General features: G+C 54.2%; 18 protein-coding genes and 1 other RNA gene. 7 read left to right on the top strand and 12 right to left on the bottom strand.

Annotated elements, in window-relative coordinates; genetic code table 11:
- The first annotated feature begins 65 nt into the window (after positions 1 to 65).
- A complete protein-coding gene (locus tag ACSIPU_RS10105) occupies positions 66 to 1652 on the top strand; it encodes an EAL domain-containing protein (RefSeq protein WP_017146483.1) in 1587 nt (528 codons plus the stop codon).
- Between the two features lie 2 nt (positions 1653 to 1654).
- On the opposite strand, the gene ACSIPU_RS10110 is transcribed toward ACSIPU_RS10105, so the two are convergent.
- Positions 1655 to 1927 (bottom strand): metal/formaldehyde-sensitive transcriptional repressor, encoded by a 273-nt coding sequence (locus ACSIPU_RS10110; protein ID WP_004099606.1) that lies wholly within the window; start codon positions 1925 to 1927, stop codon positions 1655 to 1657.
- A gap of 166 nt (positions 1928 to 2093) precedes the next feature.
- On the opposite strand from ACSIPU_RS10110, the gene ACSIPU_RS10115 reads away from it, so the two are divergent.
- Positions 2094 to 2960 carry a nickel/cobalt efflux protein RcnA gene (locus tag ACSIPU_RS10115; protein ID WP_204746160.1) on the top strand — a complete coding sequence of 289 codons (867 nt, stop codon included), beginning with the start codon at positions 2094 to 2096 and terminating at the stop codon, positions 2958 to 2960.
- A gap of 46 nt (positions 2961 to 3006) precedes the next feature.
- On the opposite strand, the gene ACSIPU_RS10120 is transcribed toward ACSIPU_RS10115, so the two are convergent.
- Together ACSIPU_RS10120 and ACSIPU_RS10125 are read right to left on the bottom strand one after the other, a co-directional pair.
- Positions 3007 to 3360: a DUF1428 domain-containing protein gene (locus ACSIPU_RS10120; protein WP_017146485.1), complete on the bottom strand. Its 354-nt coding sequence runs from the start codon at positions 3358 to 3360 to the stop codon at positions 3007 to 3009.
- 92 nt (positions 3361 to 3452) lie between these two features.
- The gene (locus tag ACSIPU_RS10125; protein ID WP_017146486.1) at positions 3453 to 4067 is read right to left on the bottom strand and encodes a membrane protein YczE; all 615 of its coding nucleotides are present in this window, start codon (positions 4065 to 4067) and stop codon (positions 3453 to 3455) included.
- Positions 4068 to 4154: 87 nt separating this feature from the next.
- Between ACSIPU_RS10125 and ACSIPU_RS10130 the strand changes: the two genes are divergently transcribed.
- Positions 4155 to 5582, top strand: a complete 1428-nt coding sequence (locus tag ACSIPU_RS10130) for a MocR-like transcription factor YczR (protein ID WP_004099599.1) — start codon at positions 4155 to 4157, stop codon at positions 5580 to 5582.
- Between the two features lie 133 nt (positions 5583 to 5715).
- On the opposite strand, the gene ACSIPU_RS10135 is transcribed toward ACSIPU_RS10130, so the two are convergent.
- From ACSIPU_RS10135 to ffs, 3 genes are all read right to left on the bottom strand, one after another.
- Positions 5716 to 5931 carry a hypothetical protein gene (locus tag ACSIPU_RS10135; protein ID WP_004099598.1) on the bottom strand — a complete coding sequence of 72 codons (216 nt, stop codon included), beginning with the start codon at positions 5929 to 5931 and terminating at the stop codon, positions 5716 to 5718.
- Positions 5928 to 6185, bottom strand: coding sequence for a hypothetical protein (locus ACSIPU_RS10140; protein ID WP_196557698.1), 258 nt, complete (start codon positions 6183 to 6185; stop codon positions 5928 to 5930). The genes ACSIPU_RS10135 and ACSIPU_RS10140 overlap by 4 nt, the downstream gene beginning before the upstream one ends.
- A 314-nt stretch (positions 6186 to 6499) precedes the next feature.
- An RNA gene (ffs, locus tag ACSIPU_RS10145) (signal recognition particle sRNA small type) lies at positions 6500 to 6596 on the bottom strand.
- 708 nt (positions 6597 to 7304) lie between these two features.
- Between ffs and ACSIPU_RS10150 the strand changes: the two genes are divergently transcribed.
- The gene (locus ACSIPU_RS10150; protein ID WP_004099584.1) at positions 7305 to 7616 is read left to right on the top strand and encodes an MGMT family protein; all 312 of its coding nucleotides are present in this window, start codon (positions 7305 to 7307) and stop codon (positions 7614 to 7616) included.
- Positions 7617 to 7655: 39 nt separating this feature from the next.
- Here ACSIPU_RS10150 and ACSIPU_RS10155 read toward each other — a convergent pair whose 3' ends face one another.
- Entirely contained in the window at positions 7656 to 8165 is a 510-nt protein-coding gene (locus ACSIPU_RS10155) for a YbaY family lipoprotein (protein ID WP_004099583.1), read from the bottom strand.
- A gap of 529 nt (positions 8166 to 8694) precedes the next feature.
- Here ACSIPU_RS10155 and tesB point away from each other — a divergent pair.
- On the top strand, positions 8695 to 9570 hold the full coding sequence (tesB, locus tag ACSIPU_RS10160) for an acyl-CoA thioesterase II (RefSeq protein WP_004099582.1): 876 nt from the start codon (positions 8695 to 8697) through the stop codon (positions 9568 to 9570).
- A gap of 43 nt (positions 9571 to 9613) precedes the next feature.
- Here tesB and ACSIPU_RS10165 read toward each other — a convergent pair whose 3' ends face one another.
- On the bottom strand, positions 9614 to 10540 hold the full coding sequence (locus ACSIPU_RS10165; RefSeq protein WP_196557696.1) for a LysR substrate-binding domain-containing protein: 927 nt from the start codon (positions 10538 to 10540) through the stop codon (positions 9614 to 9616).
- 171 nt (positions 10541 to 10711) lie between these two features.
- Here ACSIPU_RS10165 and ACSIPU_RS10170 point away from each other — a divergent pair, with 171 nt between their 5' ends.
- Together ACSIPU_RS10170 and ACSIPU_RS10175 are read left to right on the top strand one after the other, a co-directional pair.
- The gene (locus tag ACSIPU_RS10170) at positions 10712 to 12196 is read left to right on the top strand and encodes a UbiD family decarboxylase (protein ID WP_004099579.1); all 1485 of its coding nucleotides are present in this window, start codon (positions 10712 to 10714) and stop codon (positions 12194 to 12196) included.
- Positions 12197 to 12304: 108 nt separating this feature from the next.
- On the top strand, positions 12305 to 13006 hold the full coding sequence (locus ACSIPU_RS10175) for a DUF554 domain-containing protein (RefSeq protein WP_196557694.1): 702 nt from the start codon (positions 12305 to 12307) through the stop codon (positions 13004 to 13006).
- Positions 13007 to 13100: 94 nt separating this feature from the next.
- Here ACSIPU_RS10175 and amtB read toward each other — a convergent pair whose 3' ends face one another.
- From amtB to ACSIPU_RS10195, 4 genes are all read right to left on the bottom strand, one after another.
- Positions 13101 to 14387 carry an ammonium transporter AmtB gene (amtB, locus tag ACSIPU_RS10180; protein WP_004099575.1) on the bottom strand — a complete coding sequence of 429 codons (1287 nt, stop codon included), beginning with the start codon at positions 14385 to 14387 and terminating at the stop codon, positions 13101 to 13103.
- Between the two features lie 33 nt (positions 14388 to 14420).
- A complete protein-coding gene (gene glnK / locus ACSIPU_RS10185) occupies positions 14421 to 14759 on the bottom strand; it encodes a P-II family nitrogen regulator (protein WP_004099573.1) in 339 nt (112 codons plus the stop codon).
- A gap of 243 nt (positions 14760 to 15002) precedes the next feature.
- Positions 15003 to 16781: a SmdB family multidrug efflux ABC transporter permease/ATP-binding protein gene (locus tag ACSIPU_RS10190; RefSeq protein WP_004099570.1), complete on the bottom strand. Its 1779-nt coding sequence runs from the start codon at positions 16779 to 16781 to the stop codon at positions 15003 to 15005.
- Complete coding sequence (locus ACSIPU_RS10195; protein ID WP_017146492.1) at positions 16774 to 18546, bottom strand: SmdA family multidrug ABC transporter permease/ATP-binding protein; 1773 nt, start codon at positions 18544 to 18546, stop codon at positions 16774 to 16776. The genes ACSIPU_RS10190 and ACSIPU_RS10195 overlap by 8 nt, the downstream gene beginning before the upstream one ends.
- Between the last annotated feature and the right edge of the window lie 34 nt (positions 18547 to 18580).

The following is an 18580-nucleotide window of genomic DNA, read 5'->3' on the forward strand; positions in this document are numbered from 1 at the left end:
CCTAATCGTCCTTTTTATCTTTCGCGTATACTCATCGCACCCCTTAATAAATTTAGGAAATGCTCATGACGACCCGGCATCAGGTGAGCCTGGTTACAGGGGTACTGATACTGGCCATTATTTTGCCGGTGGCGCTGAGTATTTGGTTGGCAATGCAGCAGGCCAAAGCGCAGTTTTATACCGGACTGGACAACTTTTCCGTTCGGGTACTGGCTCGCGTTCAGCAGGTAGCCGATCAGGCAAGAGAGGCGCTGAACGAAGCGGATGCCGATACCGCCGCGACCTGCAGTCCGCAGCATCTGCTTAATATGCGGCGGATTGCCTACACCCACCGCTACGTGCAGGAAGTGTTGTGGTTACATGGAGGTATTCCGCAATGCTCTTCTCTTGAAGATCATCGGGTATCAGTAACGTTTCCTGCTCCCGACCATATTACTGCCGACGGCTATCGTACCTGGCTCACCTCGGTTAGCGATCTCGGGCTACAGCATAAAATGACGGCAATGGGCAGCGAACATCATGTGGTGATGATCGATCCGGTTTCATTTATTGATGTGATTCCGTCAGGCCAGGAAGAGATTCACACACTCTTGTTTGGCACGAAGCGCGATCAAATTATCATCAGCAGTAAACCGCTCGACGCCGCCGCCTGGGAGCACATTAAGCGTCTGGATGTCGAAACCTTGACGCTTGATAGCACCGTTTATCGCCTCCGCCGCATCCCTGAACTAGGGCTGGCGATCGCAGCCTGGTCATCAACATTACCGCTCCAGCAAAAACTACATCAACAGCTAATGCTGTGGTTGCCGATTGGTTTATGCACCAGCCTTCTGGCCTCATTCCTGCTTCTTCGCCTGCTGCGAAGGCTGCGCTCTCCGCGTTACGGGATGCTGGACGCGCTGAACTCCAATGCTATACAGGTCTATTATCAGCCTATTATTTCGCTACAGACTGGCAAAATCGCCGGCGCGGAAGCACTTGCCCGCTGGAGGCAGCCTGACGGTAGTTATTTATCGCCGGATATTTTTATCCCGCTTGCCGAACAGACCCGGCTGATAACCCGGTTAACCGAAGATATCGTGCGGAAAATTTTCGCCGATCTCGGAACCTGGCTGCGCCAGCGCCCGGAAGTGCATATTTCGATCAATTTATCTGTCGATGATTTGCGTTCGCCAACGCTGCCGATACTCCTGCAGGAGCAGCTCCAGCACTGGGGTATCAGCGCTCAGCAGATCATCCTTGAAATTACCGAGCGCGGCTTCGTTGACCCGCAAACCACTCTGCCCGTCATCGCCGGCTATCGTCAGGCCGGACACCGTATATCTATTGATGACTTCGGCACCGGCTACTCCAGCCTGAGCTATTTACAAAAACTGGACGTCGACACTCTGAAAATCGATAAATCGTTTGTCGATACGCTGGAGTACAAACCGCTGACGCCGCATATTATTGACATGGCGAAAGCGCTTAATCTGGCGACCGTCGCCGAAGGCGTCGAAACCGAAAGCCAGCGCGACTGGCTGCGCGTTCACGGCGTGCAGTACGCCCAGGGTTGGCTTTATAGCAAAGCGCTGCCAAAGGAGAAATTTATCCTGTGGGCTGAAAACAACCTGAAAGCGTATTCAACGCCGCCTGCGAAAAATACCTACTGAGCCTATTTCAGATAAGATTTAATCACCTGCATGACCACTTCAAGGTCAGCTTCACGCTGGCCTTCTTCCGGCTCTTTGACGACATGATCCGTTAAATGCCCCTGAATAACCTGCATCATCATGCCGTTTACCGCACCGCGAATGGCGGCCAGCTGCTGGAGAACCTCTGCGCATTCATGTTCGCGGTTGAGCATTTTTTCCAGCGCAGCGCTCTGCCCTTGAATTTTCTTCAGTCGGGTCAATAACATCTTCTTGTGACGAACAGTATGTGACATTACGCGCTCCACTCTTTGATGACTCGATCGTTTCCATTAACGACCCCCGTATGTAACAAGGCCAGCATACCATGCTCTACTCCCCGGGAGTATTTTTCTACCAGGGGGTAGTATTTATATACTAGGGGGGAGTAGCATGAGATCACTTTTGGCAAGGGACCACGTTATGAACGATTTCACTTCACTGCTGCAACAGGGGAATGCCTGGCTATTCATTCCCAGCGCGATCCTGCTCGGCGCGCTGCACGGTCTGGAGCCCGGACACTCGAAAACCATGATGGCGGCATTTATTGTGGCAGTGCGCGGAACGTTGAAGCAGGCTGTACTACTGGGGCTAGCGGCGACGGTATCGCATACGGCCGTGGTCTGGCTGGTAGCGATGGCAGGCCTGTGGTTTGGCCGCGGTTGGGATGCGCAAACGTCAGAACCCTGGTTTCAGCTGATCTCAGGGATCCTTATTGTGCTGATTGCCTGCTGGATGCTGCGGCGTACCTGGCTCGAATCTCGTACACACCAACGCGATCGTGATCATAACCATAACCATAACCATAACCATAACCACGACCACGACCACGACCACGACCACGACCACCATCATGCACACCATCATCCGCATCAACACCATCCTCACGCGCATCCGCTGGTGGCCACCGCAGAGTGGCAGGACGCCCATCAGCGCGCGCATGCGGAGGAGATCAACCGCCGCTTTAACGGACAGCGGGTCACCACCGGACAGATCGTTTTGTTTGGGCTGACGGGCGGGCTAATCCCCTGCCCGGCGTCAATTACCGTATTGCTTATTTGCCTCCAGTTGAAAAAGGTTTCGCTGGGAGCCACGCTGGTGATGAGTTTTAGCGTTGGGCTGGCGCTCACCTTAGTGGCTTCAGGCGCAATTGCCGCCCTGAGCCTGAAGCACGTCGCCAACCGCTGGCCGGGACTAAACGATCTCTCACGGAAAGCGCCGTGGATTTCCGGTGCGCTGATTATTGTGGTGGGTTGCTATATGCTGCTGCACGGCTGGCGTAATCTGTAGGGCTTCTATCGCCATCCCCACCGACTATGGGGATGGCAAAGATGCATTACTCATCGAGGAGCGGGGAAAACCCGCCGTATATCATTCGTTTTCCATCAAATGGCATATTTTCGCCAAACTCTTTCATCCGCGGGTCAGCCATCATTTTAGCGTTGGCGGCATCGCGCGCCTCTTTAGAGGGGTATTCAATCCAGCTGAATACCACCTCTTCATTATCTTCAGCTTTTACCGCCAGACGAAAATCGGTCAGCTTGCCATCCGGGACATCATCCGCCCAGCACTCGACCACGCGTAGGGCGCCAAACTCTTTAAATAGCGGCAGCGCCTTTGCCGCCATCGCGCGGTATACCTCCTTATTTTCCGCCGGTACGGCAACAACAAAACCATCAACGTACTTCATGAGTATGCTCTCCGAAGTGAACAGTACCGCCGGACAATCCGGCCGTATCTGCAGTGATAAGTTTAGTCTCCAGCGCGGATAGCAGCTTAATATCAGGAGATGGCCTCGCCCGGTTTCGCCAGCGCCTTACGTGCAGCCGACTGATGAAACCACGGCAGGCAGAGCTGAATCAACGGCCCAATGGTTATCGCATAGAGTACGGTTCCCACGCCAAATTTGCCGCCCATCATCCAGCCAATCAGCAGAACGGAAAGTTCAATCGCCGTGCGAATGCCGCGCAGCGACCATCCGGTACGTGCATGCAGTCCGGTCATCAGCCCATCGCGCGGACCGGGGCCGAAACCTGCGCCAATATACATTCCCGTCGCCAGCGCATTCAGTACGATAGCCCCAGCCAACAGCAGGCTACGCGCCACCAGCGATTCTAACGGCGGCAGGATAGCCAGAGTGGCGTTTGCCGCCAGGCCCAGCACAATCACATTGCTTACCGTGCCCAGCCCCGGCATTTGTCGTAGCGGGATCCACAGCAGCAGCACCGCCGCGCCCGTCAGAATCATCACCGTTCCGAAATCAAGATTGAACTGTTTGCCGATCCCCAGATGAAAAACATCCCACGGATCGGCCCCCAGATTGGCATGAACAAACAGCGCGGTCGACACGCCGTACAGGACCAGACCAATATAAAGTTGCAGCAAGCGACGTACCATTTTCCACCTCAGGACAATTGCGATTCCCCTCATCATCAGTAAAAATGGATTGATAATTAATGGCCAGTTTTAAAAAAGTGGATTGCTATGTCATCTCGTCGCTTTGGTTCACAATCGCTGGTGCGCCTGCTCGGTCACTGGCAGGAATCCGGTTCCCGCATGCCGCTCTGGCGTCAGCTGGCGGAAGCGCTGCGCCTGCTGATTCTCGATGGCCGCCTTGCGCTGGAAACCCGTTTGCCCGGCGAACGGGAGCTGGCGGCGGCGCTGAATATCAGCCGTACTACGGTTGCCAGCGCGCTTGGACAGCTACGGGAAGAAGGCTATCTCTACAGCCGTCAGGGAAGCGGTTCGCGGATCGCTTTGCCGGAGCGGACGGTGGAGATCAAGACCAATAAACCGGACTCGCCGTCGGTCAATCTGGCCGTCGCCGCGCTCAGCGCCGGGCCTGAAATTCATCAGGCTTTCAGCCAGGCCCTGAAAATCATGCCGCAGCACTTAGCCAATACCGGTTACGATCAGCAGGGTCTGCCGCTTCTGCGTGAAGCGATCGCCCACCGCTATAGCGAACGCGGCCTGCCAACCCGAAGCGATGAAGTAATGATTGTTAACGGGGCACTTAGCGGCCTGGCATTGGTTTTGCGCTTATTTACCGGGCCCGGCGATCGGGTGGTGGTGGATGCGCCGACTTATCCTATGGCGATTAGCGCGATTCAGGGAGCATCATGCCGCCCGGTCAGCGTGGCGTTACCGCAGCAGGGATGGGACTGCGACGGTTTAGCGGCGACAATTGCCCAAACGGCGCCGCGGCTGGCATGGCTGATGCCGGACTTTCATAACCCTACCGGTCGCTGTATGGATAGCCCCACGCGCCAGCGGGTAGCAGAGATCGCCGCGCAAACCCGCACCACGCTGGTAGTAGATGAAACGATGGTCGACCTATGGTACGACGCCCCGCCGCCGCCGCCTTTAGCATCGTATAATCCTGATGCTCCGGTGATAACCATCGGCTCTGCGGGAAAAAGCTTCTGGGGCGGTTTGCGCATAGGTTGGATCCGCGCATCCTCGCGCACCATTGCATCTCTGGTTCAGGCGCGGGACTCCCTCGATCTCGGCTCCCCGCTGCTGGAGCAGCTGGCCTGCTGTTGGCTGCTGGAGAATGAGAAAATGCTGTTGCCGTCGCGGCGCGCCATGCTGGCAACCCGTCGGGATATGTGCGGCGCGCTGATGGCGGAGTATTTTCCCCACTGGCGCTTCACGCCGCCGGAAGGAGGACTCTCTTTTTGGGTTGAGTTACCCGGGATGCTGGCAACGCTGTTTTCCGTTCGCGCGGAAAGCCGGGGAATTCACATCGGAACAGGAACGCGATTTGGCCTGGCGGGCGCCTTTGACCGCTATTTACGCTTACCGTTTACGCTTGCGGATGATGAACTACGTCACGCTTTTAATATATTGCAGCCGTTATGGCATAGTCTTACGGAGCAGAAAGAGAGCTTCCGCCCACGGAAAATTATTTAATAAAATATCGACGGGCTGGAGCCAGCCCGTCAAAAGCCATCATCCGTGATGCATATGAGATGTTTTTATAAAATTGCGCTTCAAGTTTGTCTTCGTGTTGTGTCAGTCCGATGACAAAAATGAAATATTTTCATTAATGCTGTCGCGGAATCGGAAAACCTTTAAGGGAAATAATAAAACCGTCTTCGTCTTTTTTAATTTTTGCGCCCGTATCACACCAGTCGGAGGCAATGCGAAAGAACTCATCACTACCGATATTCCAGTTCAGGCGTACATGCTTCACATAGCCGGAACGCAGCATGGCGCACGCTTCGCTATAGTTGCTGGCTGTAGAGAGTTGTTGTTTCATTTTTTCTTCTTCAGGAGTTTACGTAATGCTTTGATTTCTTTAGGGGTTAATGGAGATGCTTCCTCTTCGGTGTGCTGGCTATCAATATCTTCTTCCGAAACCCCCACCTCGTCTGCTGATTCCGCTACCTGGAAGGCCAGCAGCAGCAGTTTCTCCGTAGCTGTTCCTAAATTTTCGTTATTTTCTTCCGCATACTGACGCAGCTTTTCTTTTAACTCACTATCAATTTTGACGTTCAGAACCACAGTAGTCATAGTCACGCTTCCCGTGAAATATAATCATCATATAACTAATACACGAACTTAACATGCTGATCCAGAGATATATTTTTGGCTTATATCTAACAACAGTTTCCCATCAGTAATCTGCACCTGATATATGACATTAAGATGACAATAATATTTCACTTAAATTTCAAATTTATGACGTAGTGAATTTTTAGCATAAAAAAATGGAGTTTTAGAAACGAAATAAATTCACACTTTAATTAAGGATATTAACCATGAAGGGGATATGAAGCAGCTGATTTGTGCGAATCGCGCCAGGGATACGCTGAAATGGGTGGGGGCCCTGCCAGCTACATCCCGGCACACACGTCGTCTGCTCTGGCTGCTTCCTTCCGGACCTGACCTGGTAAACAGAGTAGCGTTGCGGGAGAACCAACAGAGCCCCCATTGAGAGCGCTAGTTACCTAACGCGCTGGCGCATTATCCCTGCTGAATCCTTGAATTGCAAGCCACCGCCGATCGGGTGCTGGTTTATTGTGCAAAGTCGCGTCTCCACAGGCTTTTCACGGTAAATGATCCCGCGCCCCTCAAGAGATTGCGAGCACACTCTCAGCGAAAATCCTTTCCGGCAGCCATAATGTGGATTATTCACCGCCCCTTTTATCATCAAGGCACGATCTCAACGGAATATAAATGAGTGAATCACCGCGTTCATCACCACCCTGACAATGCCGCCCATTCCTGAAGTGTCTGTGCCCTTCCACGGTTTACATTTTTTGCGTCCGGGACTGCTCATTGATTTTGTCACGATTAGCGCTAATCAGCTGCTGGCCGTCCCCCCGGTTGCGCTGCTCTACTCAACTTCTGGCGTCCTTCAGCACGCTGAATTACGTAAACTTCCCATCGAAGCCAGCGGTCTCGTGGTGTATCCGATATCACCCCTTAAGCTCCCGGCCACGCGCGCCAAACTGATGATTAACGCCCAAAGTTTCTTGAAGCCTTGCTAACCAATACGCCGCATGAAAATGCCCATAGTATGCTAGGTCTGGCGCTGGAATTCACCGTAGTAAACCCGGCTTAATCCACCCGCTGTACAGCCCATGATGTAACGCTTATTCTGAACTTTTACCGGCAACAGGACCTTCCATGGATTCTCACGATACTTTTCCGCAGCGCGTCTGGCAAATTGTCGCCTCAATACCAGAAGGATGCGTGGCGACCTACGGCGACGTTGCTCAGCTGGCGGGTTCACCGCGCGCGGCGCGTCAGGTTGGTGGGGTATTAAAACGTCTGCCGGAAGGTTCCACTCTCCCCTGGCATAGGGTGGTCAACCGTCACGGCGATATCTCTCTCACCGGGCCGGACCTGCAGCGTCAACGCCAGGCGCTATTAGCGGAGGGAGTCCAGGTGTCAGGCAGTGGGCATATTGATCTACAGCACTACCGCTGGATTTATTGAAGACAAAAAAATGCCCCTGAGAAGGGGCATGATGTGGAGTTACTGCACGGGCGGAACGTTGTTGTTCGCCACCGGTACCGCCGTTTGTTGGACCGGCACCAGCACCAGATCGGCACGGTTGCCGCCCTGGTTAATCACCGTCTGTACGGTATCGGTAATGAACATCAGCTGACCGTTAACGGTAATCGCCGCGCTGAGAAGAATGCGGGCATTAGGCTGGATTTGCGCCTGGTTATAGGGCAGAACAAAATTAAACGGCGCCTGCTTCCCTTCGGTCCTGACCGCTTTTTGCGCCAGCACGTGCGCAGGCGCATCGGCCAGCGACGCATCCGACAGAGTTACGGTCAATACTGCGTCCGGCGGTAACGCCACGCGCTGGCGAATATTGATAGTCCCGGATACGTTAGGCTGCTGCTGCGAGGAGCTTAGTGAAGCAATGCCATAAGGATCGGGCGCCGCCTGGTTCGCTGCATTGCTGTTGTGATTATTCGCACAGGCAGACAACGTAGCCGCTACGGCTATAGCACTTAACATATAGGCAAATTTCATTCTTTTCTCCTTTCATCCCTTTGAGCATGTTCGACCGCAATGCAATGCGGCGAAACATTTTCACCATGAATAAGTGTGGCACAGTTCTCAATTTTCGCCCGGAAAAGCGCCATATTCAGATTATTACTGCCTGCAACGTCCCGGCAGCAAAAGTGATACGGTGAGCATAATGCCGCTTTCTGGGGATCCTCTGTCGGCCGGAAACAGGGGTTATTACCACCTGCCGGAAGCAGTTAAAAGCAAATGAATCATCTCGTCTGGCGCGTAGCCTCGGCTCACAAGAGTGAAGATGGCGCCTCTTCCCCGTTTACGGGTTGGCCGCCACGAAAGCTCGCGCGGGGTTCTGAAACCAACAGGCGATGAATAGTTGCAACCATCCATAACTAACAATCCCGCAGCCTGGGAGATTTACGTCGGAAAAAACGTCCCTATTCAGTTTATTGCACCCATCGGACCACTTACGATTCCAGGTTATACTTTGCCTCAATAACGCGCTGCGCAAGGCAGTCATCATTGATTGAGGGTAATTATGAGTCAGGCATTAACCAATCTGCTGGCATTGTTAAATCTGGAAAAAATCGAAGAGGGATTGTTCCGCGGGCAGAGCGAGGATCTGGGATTACGTCAGGTCTTTGGCGGCCAGGTGGTCGGTCAGGCACTATATGCGGCAAAGGAGACCGTCCCCGCAGAACGCCTGATCCATTCGTTTCACAGCTACTTCCTGCGTCCCGGCGACAGCCAGAAACCCATCATCTATGATGTTGAAGTCCTGCGTGACGGCAATAGCTTCAGCGCCCGCCGGGTGGCGGCGATTCAGAACGGGAAGCCGATTTTCTACATGACCGCCTCATTTCAGGCGCCAGAACCCGGCTACGAACATCAGAAAACCATGCCAGCAGCCCCCGCGCCGGATGCGCTGCCCTCTGAAACGGACATCGCCCGCAAGCTGGCCCATCTGCTGCCGCCGCAGGTCAAAGAGAAATTTCTTTGCGATAAGCCGCTGGAGATTCGCCCGGTTGAATTCCACAACCCGCTGAAAGGTCACGTTGCAGAACCGACGCGTCAGGTCTGGATCCGCGCCAACGGCGCTGTACCGGAAGATCTGCGCATCCATCAGTCTCTACTGGGCTACGCTTCTGACTTCAATTTCCTTCCCGTTGCGCTGCAGCCGCACGGCGTCGGTTTTCTGGAACCGGGAATGCAGGTGGCCACCATCGATCACTCAATGTGGTTCCATCGCCCGTTCAACATCAACGACTGGTTGCTTTACAGCGTAGAAAGCACCTCCGCCTCCAGCGCGCGCGGTTTTGTCCGCGGCGAGTTCTATACGCAGGACGGTACGCTGGTGGCGTCGACAGTACAGGAAGGTGTCATGCGTAACCGAAGCCTTTTCCCAGCAAAATAGGCGCTTCCGCTGGTAAGCGCCAGGCTTAGCGTAAACCGCCAGCTTACTGGTCCGCCGTACATTGCGCTGACTGGTACTGCTGGCGGCCGGTAAGGTCCCGGGTATAGTTTATAAATCCGCGTAAAAGGTTATTTTGAGTATGCCGCCGCCAGCACAAGGTTAAGGTGGTTGTTGCATACGCTTCTTCCAGCAGACAGTAGCTCACGTCCGGCATGAGTACAGAGCTCTGCGTTTCAGGCACCAGCGCAACGCCCATGCCCATTGACACTAAACCGATAGCTACCGATACATCACGCGTATACTGAATTTTCTGAGGAGTGAACCCGGCCTCCCGGCAGGCGCTAACCGCCGACCAGCCTAACCCTACGCCGTAGGGATCCTTTTGCACAAAAAATTGCTCTTCGCGCAGCGATGCCAGAGAAATTTTTCGGCGATTGCCCAGTTCATGATTACGCGGCAAGACGGCAATAAGTGAACGAGTAGCGATATTCATATATTCCAGCTGTTCATATTGCGGTATCGGTGAGCGAACAAAAGCAATATCCAACCGTTTATCCAATAATAATGTTAATAAATCATGTGCGTTATGTTCTTCAATTATCAGATCGGTCTCGGGTTTCTTATATCGGTAATTTTTAATTAACAAAGTTAATGCCGGATCGAGAATAGATGAGCCAACATAACCCACTTTTAACTGTCCTTGATGCCCGCGACGCAAACTGTTTACACTTTCAAGAAACCTGTCGCAGTGGCCCAGAATAATCCGCGCTTCGTCAAGCAAAAATAGTCCCTCCGCGGTCAGTGAAACATGCCGCCGATCGCGAACAAACAGCATTATGCCGAGCGTGTTCTCAAAGTTTTTAATCTGCTGCGTGAGCGCAGGCTGCGTCACGTTCAGCCTCAACGCCGCCTGCCCAAAATGCAGCTCTTCAGCCAGAACCACAAAGGCATGTAGTTGCCGATAATCCATAGCGTCCTCCTTGAAGTCACTAATAATAGATCCTTATTAAAACAATGGGTAATGTTATTGGACTCTTATTTCTATTTATCGAAAATTAAACCTGTCACGATGATTAAAAATCAGGGTCGGCGCTATATAGCCGCCGCTATCATCGTTTAGTAATACTTAAAGGAGAATTTAATGGTTAAGGAACAGCAAAAAGTGACCGATCTGCGTTCCGCATTGGCTGTATTAAGCCACTACGATGATGAACTGATCTATACCGATGAACCCGTTGATCCAATCGCAGAATTATCTGGCGTATATCGCTACGTCGGCGCACATGGCACCGTTCAGCGCCCCACACGAGTTGGCCCGGCCATGATTTTTAACAAAGTCAAAGGATACGATGATGTCAAAGTCTTGATCGGCTTGCTTTGCTCGCGCAAGCGCGTCGCCCGCCTTTTTGGCACCACGCCTGAAAACCTGGCTTTTATGCTTAAAGATTCCGTCGCCAATCCTATTGCGCCGATTGTTATTCCACGCGACCAGGCCGTATGTCAGGAAGTTATCCACCTGGCGACCGATCCTGACTTTGATATCCTGAAAATCTTGCCCGCGCCAACCAATACCCCGGAAGATGCTGGCCCGTACTTTACGCTGGGCATGTGCTACGCCGCTGATCCAGAAACTGGCGAGCATGACGTCACGATCCATCGCTTGTGCGTCCAGAGCAAAGATGAAATCTCAATGTATTTCGTTCCGGGACGCCACCTTGATACTTTTCGCCAGAAAGCGGAAGCCGCCGGAAAAGCCCTGCCTATCTCCATTAGTATTGGCGTCGATCCGGCAATTGAAATCGGTGCCTGCTTCGAGCCCCCGACAACGCCTTTAGGTTTTGACGAGCTATCAATTGCCGGTAGCTTGCGCAACCAGGCAGTAGAACTCACCGATTGTGTCAGCGTGAATGCACTGGCTATCGCTAATGCCGAAGTCGTCATCGAAGGCGAGCTCTTGCCTGACGTGAGGGTTCGTGAAGATCAGAACACTGATACAGGTAAAGCCATGCCAGAGTTTCCTGGCTATACCGGCAGCGCCCAGGCGCAGGTGCCGGTCATCAAAGTCAAAGCCATTACTCATCGCCGTCATCCAATCCTGCAAACCTGCATCGGGCCAAGCGATGAGCACACCAATCTGGCCGGTATCCCAACGGAAGCCAGTATTTTACAAATGGTTGAAAAGGCACTGCCCGGCTTCGTGCAGAACGTTCATTGCCCCTCGCCGGGCACGGGCAAGTATCTCGCCGTTTTACAGGTAAAAAAACGCGGACCAGCAGATGAGGGCAGGCAGCGTCAAGCCGCACTTCTCGCATTTTCAGCTTTCTCAGAATTGAAGCATGTCATGTTGGTTGATGAGGATGTTGATGTATTTGATATTAACGATGTGATGTGGGCAATGACAACGCGTTACCAGGGGGATGTCAGTACTATTTTTATTCCCGGAGTACGCTGTCACCCGCTCGATCCTTCATCCGACCCAGCATTCAGCCCGTCAATACTCGGCCACGGAATCGCCTGTAAAACAATTTTTGACTGTACCGTTCCCTGGAACCTGAAAGAGAATTTTCAGCGCAGCAAATTCCTTGAAGTGGATGTCAATCGCTTTATTCCCGGCTTCAAAAAATAGTCGCTCACTTTTGGCAGGTTCGCAATCCGCAAAACCTGCCGGAAAGTGAGTGCGTTTGCGGTCCGACAACAGCAAGCGATATTTAGCAAATACTAACAAGGAAAAACAATGATTGGGCCAATCATTAACTCTACTTCAACGCTTATCGGCGGGATCGTCGGCGGCTTAATTGGGGATCGATTAAGTGATAAATTCCGTACCGCGCTGCCTCTGACTTTTGGCGCAGCCTCCATGGGAATGGGGATTACGGTTATTATCAAATTACATGCACTACCCGTTGTTGTCGCCTCGTTACTCTTCGGCGCAATTATCGGTGAAATATTTTCTATCGAGAGAAACATTGGCCGTGGCGCATCAAAACTACGTTTTATCATTGATAAAATTGCCCCACAGAAAAGCGGCAGCACGTTATCGCAAGAGGAGTATCTCGACAAATTCGTTGGAATTCTGGTGCTCTTCGTGGCTTCGGGAACGGGCATCTTTGGCGCTATGCAGGAAGGAATAACCGGCGACATATCGATACTGTTAACTAAATCATTTCTCGATATCCTGACTGCCGGTATTTTTGCCACCCTGCTTGGTCTTTCGGTCGCCACTATCGCGATCCCGCAATTTATCGTCCAAATGATTCTGCTCTTAATCGGGCAATCAATAATGCCAATGCTAACGCCTGATATGGTTGCTGATTTCTCCGGGTTAGGCGGATTTATTATGTTTGTGACGGGTTTGAGAATTTGCGGTATTAAATCATTCCCGGTCGCCAATTTACTGCCAGGTCTGATCATCGTCATGCCCCTCTCCTGGCTTTAGGTCTCAACGCTATTGCCCTGGATCCAATCGATTAGCTAACCATGCAAAAAGCGGAGCCTGGCTCCGCTTTTACGATTAACAAGGTAACGATGAATCAGGCGTTGTAGGCGTTTTCGCCGTGGCTGTTGACGTCCAGACCTTCACGCTCTTGATCTTCCGGTACGCGCAGGCCAACGGTCATATCGGCGACTTTGTAACCAATAAAGGCGACCACGCCGGACCAGACGATGGTGATACCGATACTTTCCAGCTGTACCAGAACCTGGTGGCCCATGGTCACGCCTTCCGCATAACCGACGCCGCCCAAAGAAGTCGCGGCGAAGATACCGGTCAGGATGCATCCGACGATACCGCAGACACCGTGGACGCCAAACACATCGCACGGGTCATCAACGCGCAGCCAGCGCTTCAGTACGGTGACACCCCACAGACCCGCCAGACCCGCGGCAATCCCCACGATCAGAGACCCGCCGACGCCGATGTAACCACAGGCCGGAGTGATGCCGACCAGACCGGCAATCGCCCCTGAACAGGCGCCCAGCAGAGACGGCTTGCCGCGGGTTGCCCACTCGCCGAAAGTCCACGCCAGGATAGCCGCCGCTGTGGCAACCACGGTGTTAACGAAAGCCAGACCGGCAATTTCGTTCGCCGCGCTAGCTGAACCCGCGTTAAAGCCAAACCAGCCAACGTAGAGGATAGCGGTGCCGGTGAATACCATCGGCAGATTATGCGGTTTGAACGCTTCTTTACCAAAGCCCACGCGTTTACCCATCATATAAGCGCCCACCAGCCCGGCAACCGCGGCGTTAATGTGTACAACCGTTCCGCCGGCGAAATCAAGCGCGCCGTGGGTAGCCAGCAGACCACCGCCCCATACCATATGGGCGATCGGGATATAAGAAAGCGTCATCCACACCACAACAAAAATCAGTACCGCAGAGAAACGAATACGTTCCGCCAGCGCGCCGACGATCAGGCCGACGGTGATACAGGCAAACGAGCCCTGGAAAGCAACGTGGATGTATTGATAGAAGCTGCCCATCAGCGCTTTCAGCTCAATATTCTTCAGCAGCACCCAGTCGAAGTTGCCGAAGAAGCTGCCGCCGGTACCGAAAGCCAGCGTGTAGCCATAAACCACCCACAGCACGCAGACCAGTGCAAAGGTGACGATAACCTGCGTCAGCATGGAAAGAACGTTTTTACCGCGGATTAGCCCGCCGTAGAACAGCGCGATGCCCGGAATGGTCATAAACAGCACCAGCGCGGTGCAAATCATCATAAAGGCGTTGTCGGCTTTATCCGCTACCGCCGGTGCGGCCATCGCCAGCCCCGGAAGAAGAGCCAGCGCTCCCAGACCTGTCTTCATTGTTGCTATCTTCATTGTTTCGTTCCCCATCACTGTGTGGTCTGAAAGTTACAGTGCCGCTTCGTCAGATTCGCCGGTACGGATGCGAATGACGCGCTGCAGCTCGGCGACAAAAATTTTGCCGTCGCCAATCTTTCCGGTGTAAGCCGCTTTACTGATGACATCGACGACTTCATCCAGCTGATCGTCGGCAATCGCGACGTCAATCTTCACTTTCGGCAGAAAATTGACGCTATATTCGGCGCCGCGATAGAGCTCCGCGTGGCCTTTCTGACGGCCGAACCCTTTAACCTCAGTGACCGTCAGGCCCTGAATCCCCATTGAAGATAATGCTTCACGCACGTCTTCCAGTTTGAATGGTTTGATTACCACGGTAACCAGCTTCATAAGTCCCCTCCAGTCAGAATTCGGTAATGGCCGCAGCTAACACGAATCTAATAAAGCAAGGGCTATGCCAGAAATGAAAAAGGGCCGCCAGGCGGCCCTTTTTGAGGAGGAAAAAGAAGAATCAGGCGGAAACGAAGCGGCAAAACGCCGCTTTAGCCTTAAATTGCACCATTTCAGTGCGCGTTCTGTGACGTTTTTGCACCACCGGAAACCGCAAAGCAGAAGCTGCCTGTTTATGGTGCATCAGGCGATAAGCGACTCTTCCTGCGAGCTGGCGGCCAGTTCTTCGCCCGCCAGCTGCAGCTGATACATCTGCCAGTAGCGGCCTTTGGCCGCCAGCAGCTGCTGATGGTTGCCGCGCTCGACGGCCTGCCCCCGATGCAGCACCAGGATCGTGTCAGCCTCAACGATAGTCGATAAGCGGTGCGCAATGACCACCAGCGTCGTATGCTCGCGCACCCGTACAAGCGCCTGCTGAATCGCCTGTTCGGTGCCAGAATCAATATTAGCCGTCGCCTCATCAAGTATCAGCACCTGCGGCGTATCGACAAGCACCCGCGCCAGCGCAAGCAGCTGTTTCTGCCCAACGGAGAGATTGTTCCCCTGCTCGCCCAACTGAGTATAAATACCGTTTTCCATTTCACGGGCCAACTCCGCCAGCTGTACCGCCTCCAGCGCCTCCCAGACCTGCTCTTCGCTGATGTCTCGACCGAGGGTAACGTTGGCATAGAAGGTGTCAGCCAGCACCACCGGATCCTGCTGCACCATCGCAATCCCCTGACGCAGCGCGCTGTGGCTTAAGGACGACAGCGGACGACCATCGATGCGAATCTCTCCCTGAGTTAACGGGTAGTAGCCCATCATCAGGCTGGCCAGGGTGCTTTTACCGCTCCCGGTATGGCCGACCAGCGCCACAAAGCTGCGCGACGGTATGTCGAGATTGATATCCTGCAACACCAGGCTATCGTCACGGTAGGCAAAAGAGAGATGCTCGATAGTAATCGAGCCGCTGCGCAACGGTTCGCTATCGTCGCCCCACGCCTGACGCGGTTTGTCCATCAGTTCGAAAACGCGCTCGCCCGCGACGACCGCCTGCTGCAGCATTGATTGCTGGGTCGTCAGTTCGATCAGCGGCTCGTTTAGTCGTCCAAGATAGCTAATAAAAGCGTACAGAACCCCAACCTCAATCGTTCCGCTGCTGCTGAAACCAAACAGCATCAACAGACCGCAGAGAATTAACGAAGAGAACAGGCTCAGCAGCGGGCGCAGCAGGAAACCATCAAGGCGCAGAGTTTGCATACGCGCCAGATAGTGCGCGTAGCTGGCCTCGCGCATCCGTTCGCCGAACCGCGCCTGCTGACGGAACTGCTGAATAACGCCCATTCCGTTAATCACTTCATTAAAACCGTCGTTGATATCCGCCAGCCACGCGCGAACCCGCCTGACGATGGGCGTACTGTAGCGTTGATAAATCATCATCACGATCAGTACTGCCGGGAAAATAGCGATAGCCACCAGCGCCATTCGCCAGTCAAGGCTGAACATCGCCACCAGCATCGCGCCAATCAAAGCCGCGCTACGCAGGACGGTAGCCACGACGGTCACATAGAGATCGCGAATCACTTCGGTATCGTTGGTCACCCGCGAGATGAGCTGCCCGACCGGCTGGGTATCAAACTCGCTGAGCGGCTGACGCAGGGCGGCGTCCATGACGTCGCTGCGAAGCTGTTGCACCACGCCCACCGCCGCGCGGTTAAACAGCAGCGCCTGGCAGTAATGCAGACCCGCGGCGAGGAGTTGCAGGCCGATGTAGGCTGCGGCCAGGCCGCAGACCAGCTTCAACGGCAGCGAGTTCTTCGCTACCATATTGTCGATAAAGTAGCTGATCAGCAGCGGGCCGCTCACCTCCGCCACCGCCGCGACCCACATGATAGCAACCGCTATCGTTAACGGTTTACGCCACGGAGAGCCGTAGGCCAGCAGGCGCTTTAATGTCGGCCAGAGTTCAGTAAAACTACGCACCGGCGACCTCCTCATCTTCCAGCGGAACATCATCCAGCGCCGCTTCCAGCTGCTGATAACGGTACATATCGCGATACCAGCCCGGCTGCGTCGCCAGCGCCTCATGACGACCGCGCTGGGCAACATGCCCATGCTGCATTACCAGAATTTCGCTGGCCTCGGTCAACGCCGACAGGCGATGAGCGCTGATAATTACCGTCCGCCCCTCACCCCACTGGCGCAGGTTGTGCAATATCTGATGCTCCGTTCGACCATCCACCGCCGACAGCGCATCATCCAGGATCAGGATCTCCGCCTCCAGCAGCAGCGCGCGGGCGATGGAAATACGCTGTTTTTGCCCCCCGGAAAGCATAACGCCGCGCTCGCCGACTTCGGTGTTATACCCCTGCGGCAGGCGCAGGATATCCTCATGCACGCTGGCGAGCCGGGCAACGCGTTCGATTTGCTCCTGCGTGGCGTCCGGTTTACCGAGAGCAATATTGCTGGCGACGGTATCGGAGAACAGGAACGGCGTCTGATTGACTACCGCCAGCCTGGCGCGCCAGCTATCCAGCTGCAGTCGGGTCAGGGGAACGTCATGAAAGCGGATATCGCCATCGGTAACGTCAAAATGACGCTGAATCAGTGCCAGAATCGTACTCTTACCGGAGCCGGTTGGGCCGCAAATTCCCAGCATTTGCCCGGGCTGGAGCGTAAAGTTAACTTTTTCCAGCGAGGCCTTGTTCGCCTGCGGATAGATAAACTCGCGCACGGCGACGCTAAGCGTACCGCGCCCTTCCGGCGTCGGCTCGCTGCCGTCGTTCACTACCGGCGCCTCCTCCAGCATGGTGCGAATACGCGCGTAGGCCGCGCTGCCGCGCTCCACGATGTTAAACATCCATGCCAGAGCCAGCATTGGCCAGATCATCAGGCCGAGGTACATCACAAAGCTGGTGAGCTGACCCAAGGTCAGGCTGCCCTGGATCACCATCCAGCTGCCGCCGCCGATAGCCAGCAGGTTAGCGGTCCCGATAGCGATATAAATCGTCGGATCGAAGCGAGCATCAATGCGCGCCACGCGCATATTTTTCGCCCCGGTATCCGCAGCGTCGGCAGCAAACTGCGCCGACTGTCGGTCTTCAAGACCAAAAGCTTTGATCATGCGAATGCTGGTCAGGCTCTCCTGGGTGCGGTCATTGAGGCTGGAGAAGGCCGCCTGAGCGACGCGAAAACGCTCGTGTAATGCATCGCCGTTACGCTTAATCGCCAGCGCCATCAGCGGCATCGGCAGCAGCGCCAGCAGAGTGAGCTGCCAGCTGATTTGCGTCGACATCACAATCAGCACCGCGCAGCCCATCACCAGTGAATCCACCAGCGTCAGCACCCCCTCACCGGCGGCGAACACCACCCGATCCACGTCGTTGGTTGCGCGAGCGATGAGATCGCCGGTACGGTGGCGCAGGTAAAAGGCCGGATGCTGGCGGCTGAGCTGGCGATAGAAATCCTCACGTAGCTCGACGGCCAGCTGATACGATGCGCCGAACAACAGCACGCGCCAGACGTAGCGCAGCAGATAGACCATCACCGCAATAACGACCAGCAGGCCAATCCACATCCACACCTTTTCCGCGGTGTAATGTTGTTTTGTTACGCCGTCAACCACGATGCCCACCACTTTCGGTGGCACCAGTTGCAGGATGGCAATAATAATCAGCAGAGCAATAGCGCCGAGGTAACGGCGCCACTCCCGGCGGAAATACCAGCTAAGTTGGGCAAATAATCGCAAGCAGTTAAATCCTGAGTGTGTAATTCGTAGCGGC

Origin of the sequence: Klebsiella sp. HN106 (assembly GCF_051209435.1) — a bacterium.
GTDB lineage: Bacteria > Pseudomonadota > Gammaproteobacteria > Enterobacterales > Enterobacteriaceae > Klebsiella > Klebsiella oxytoca.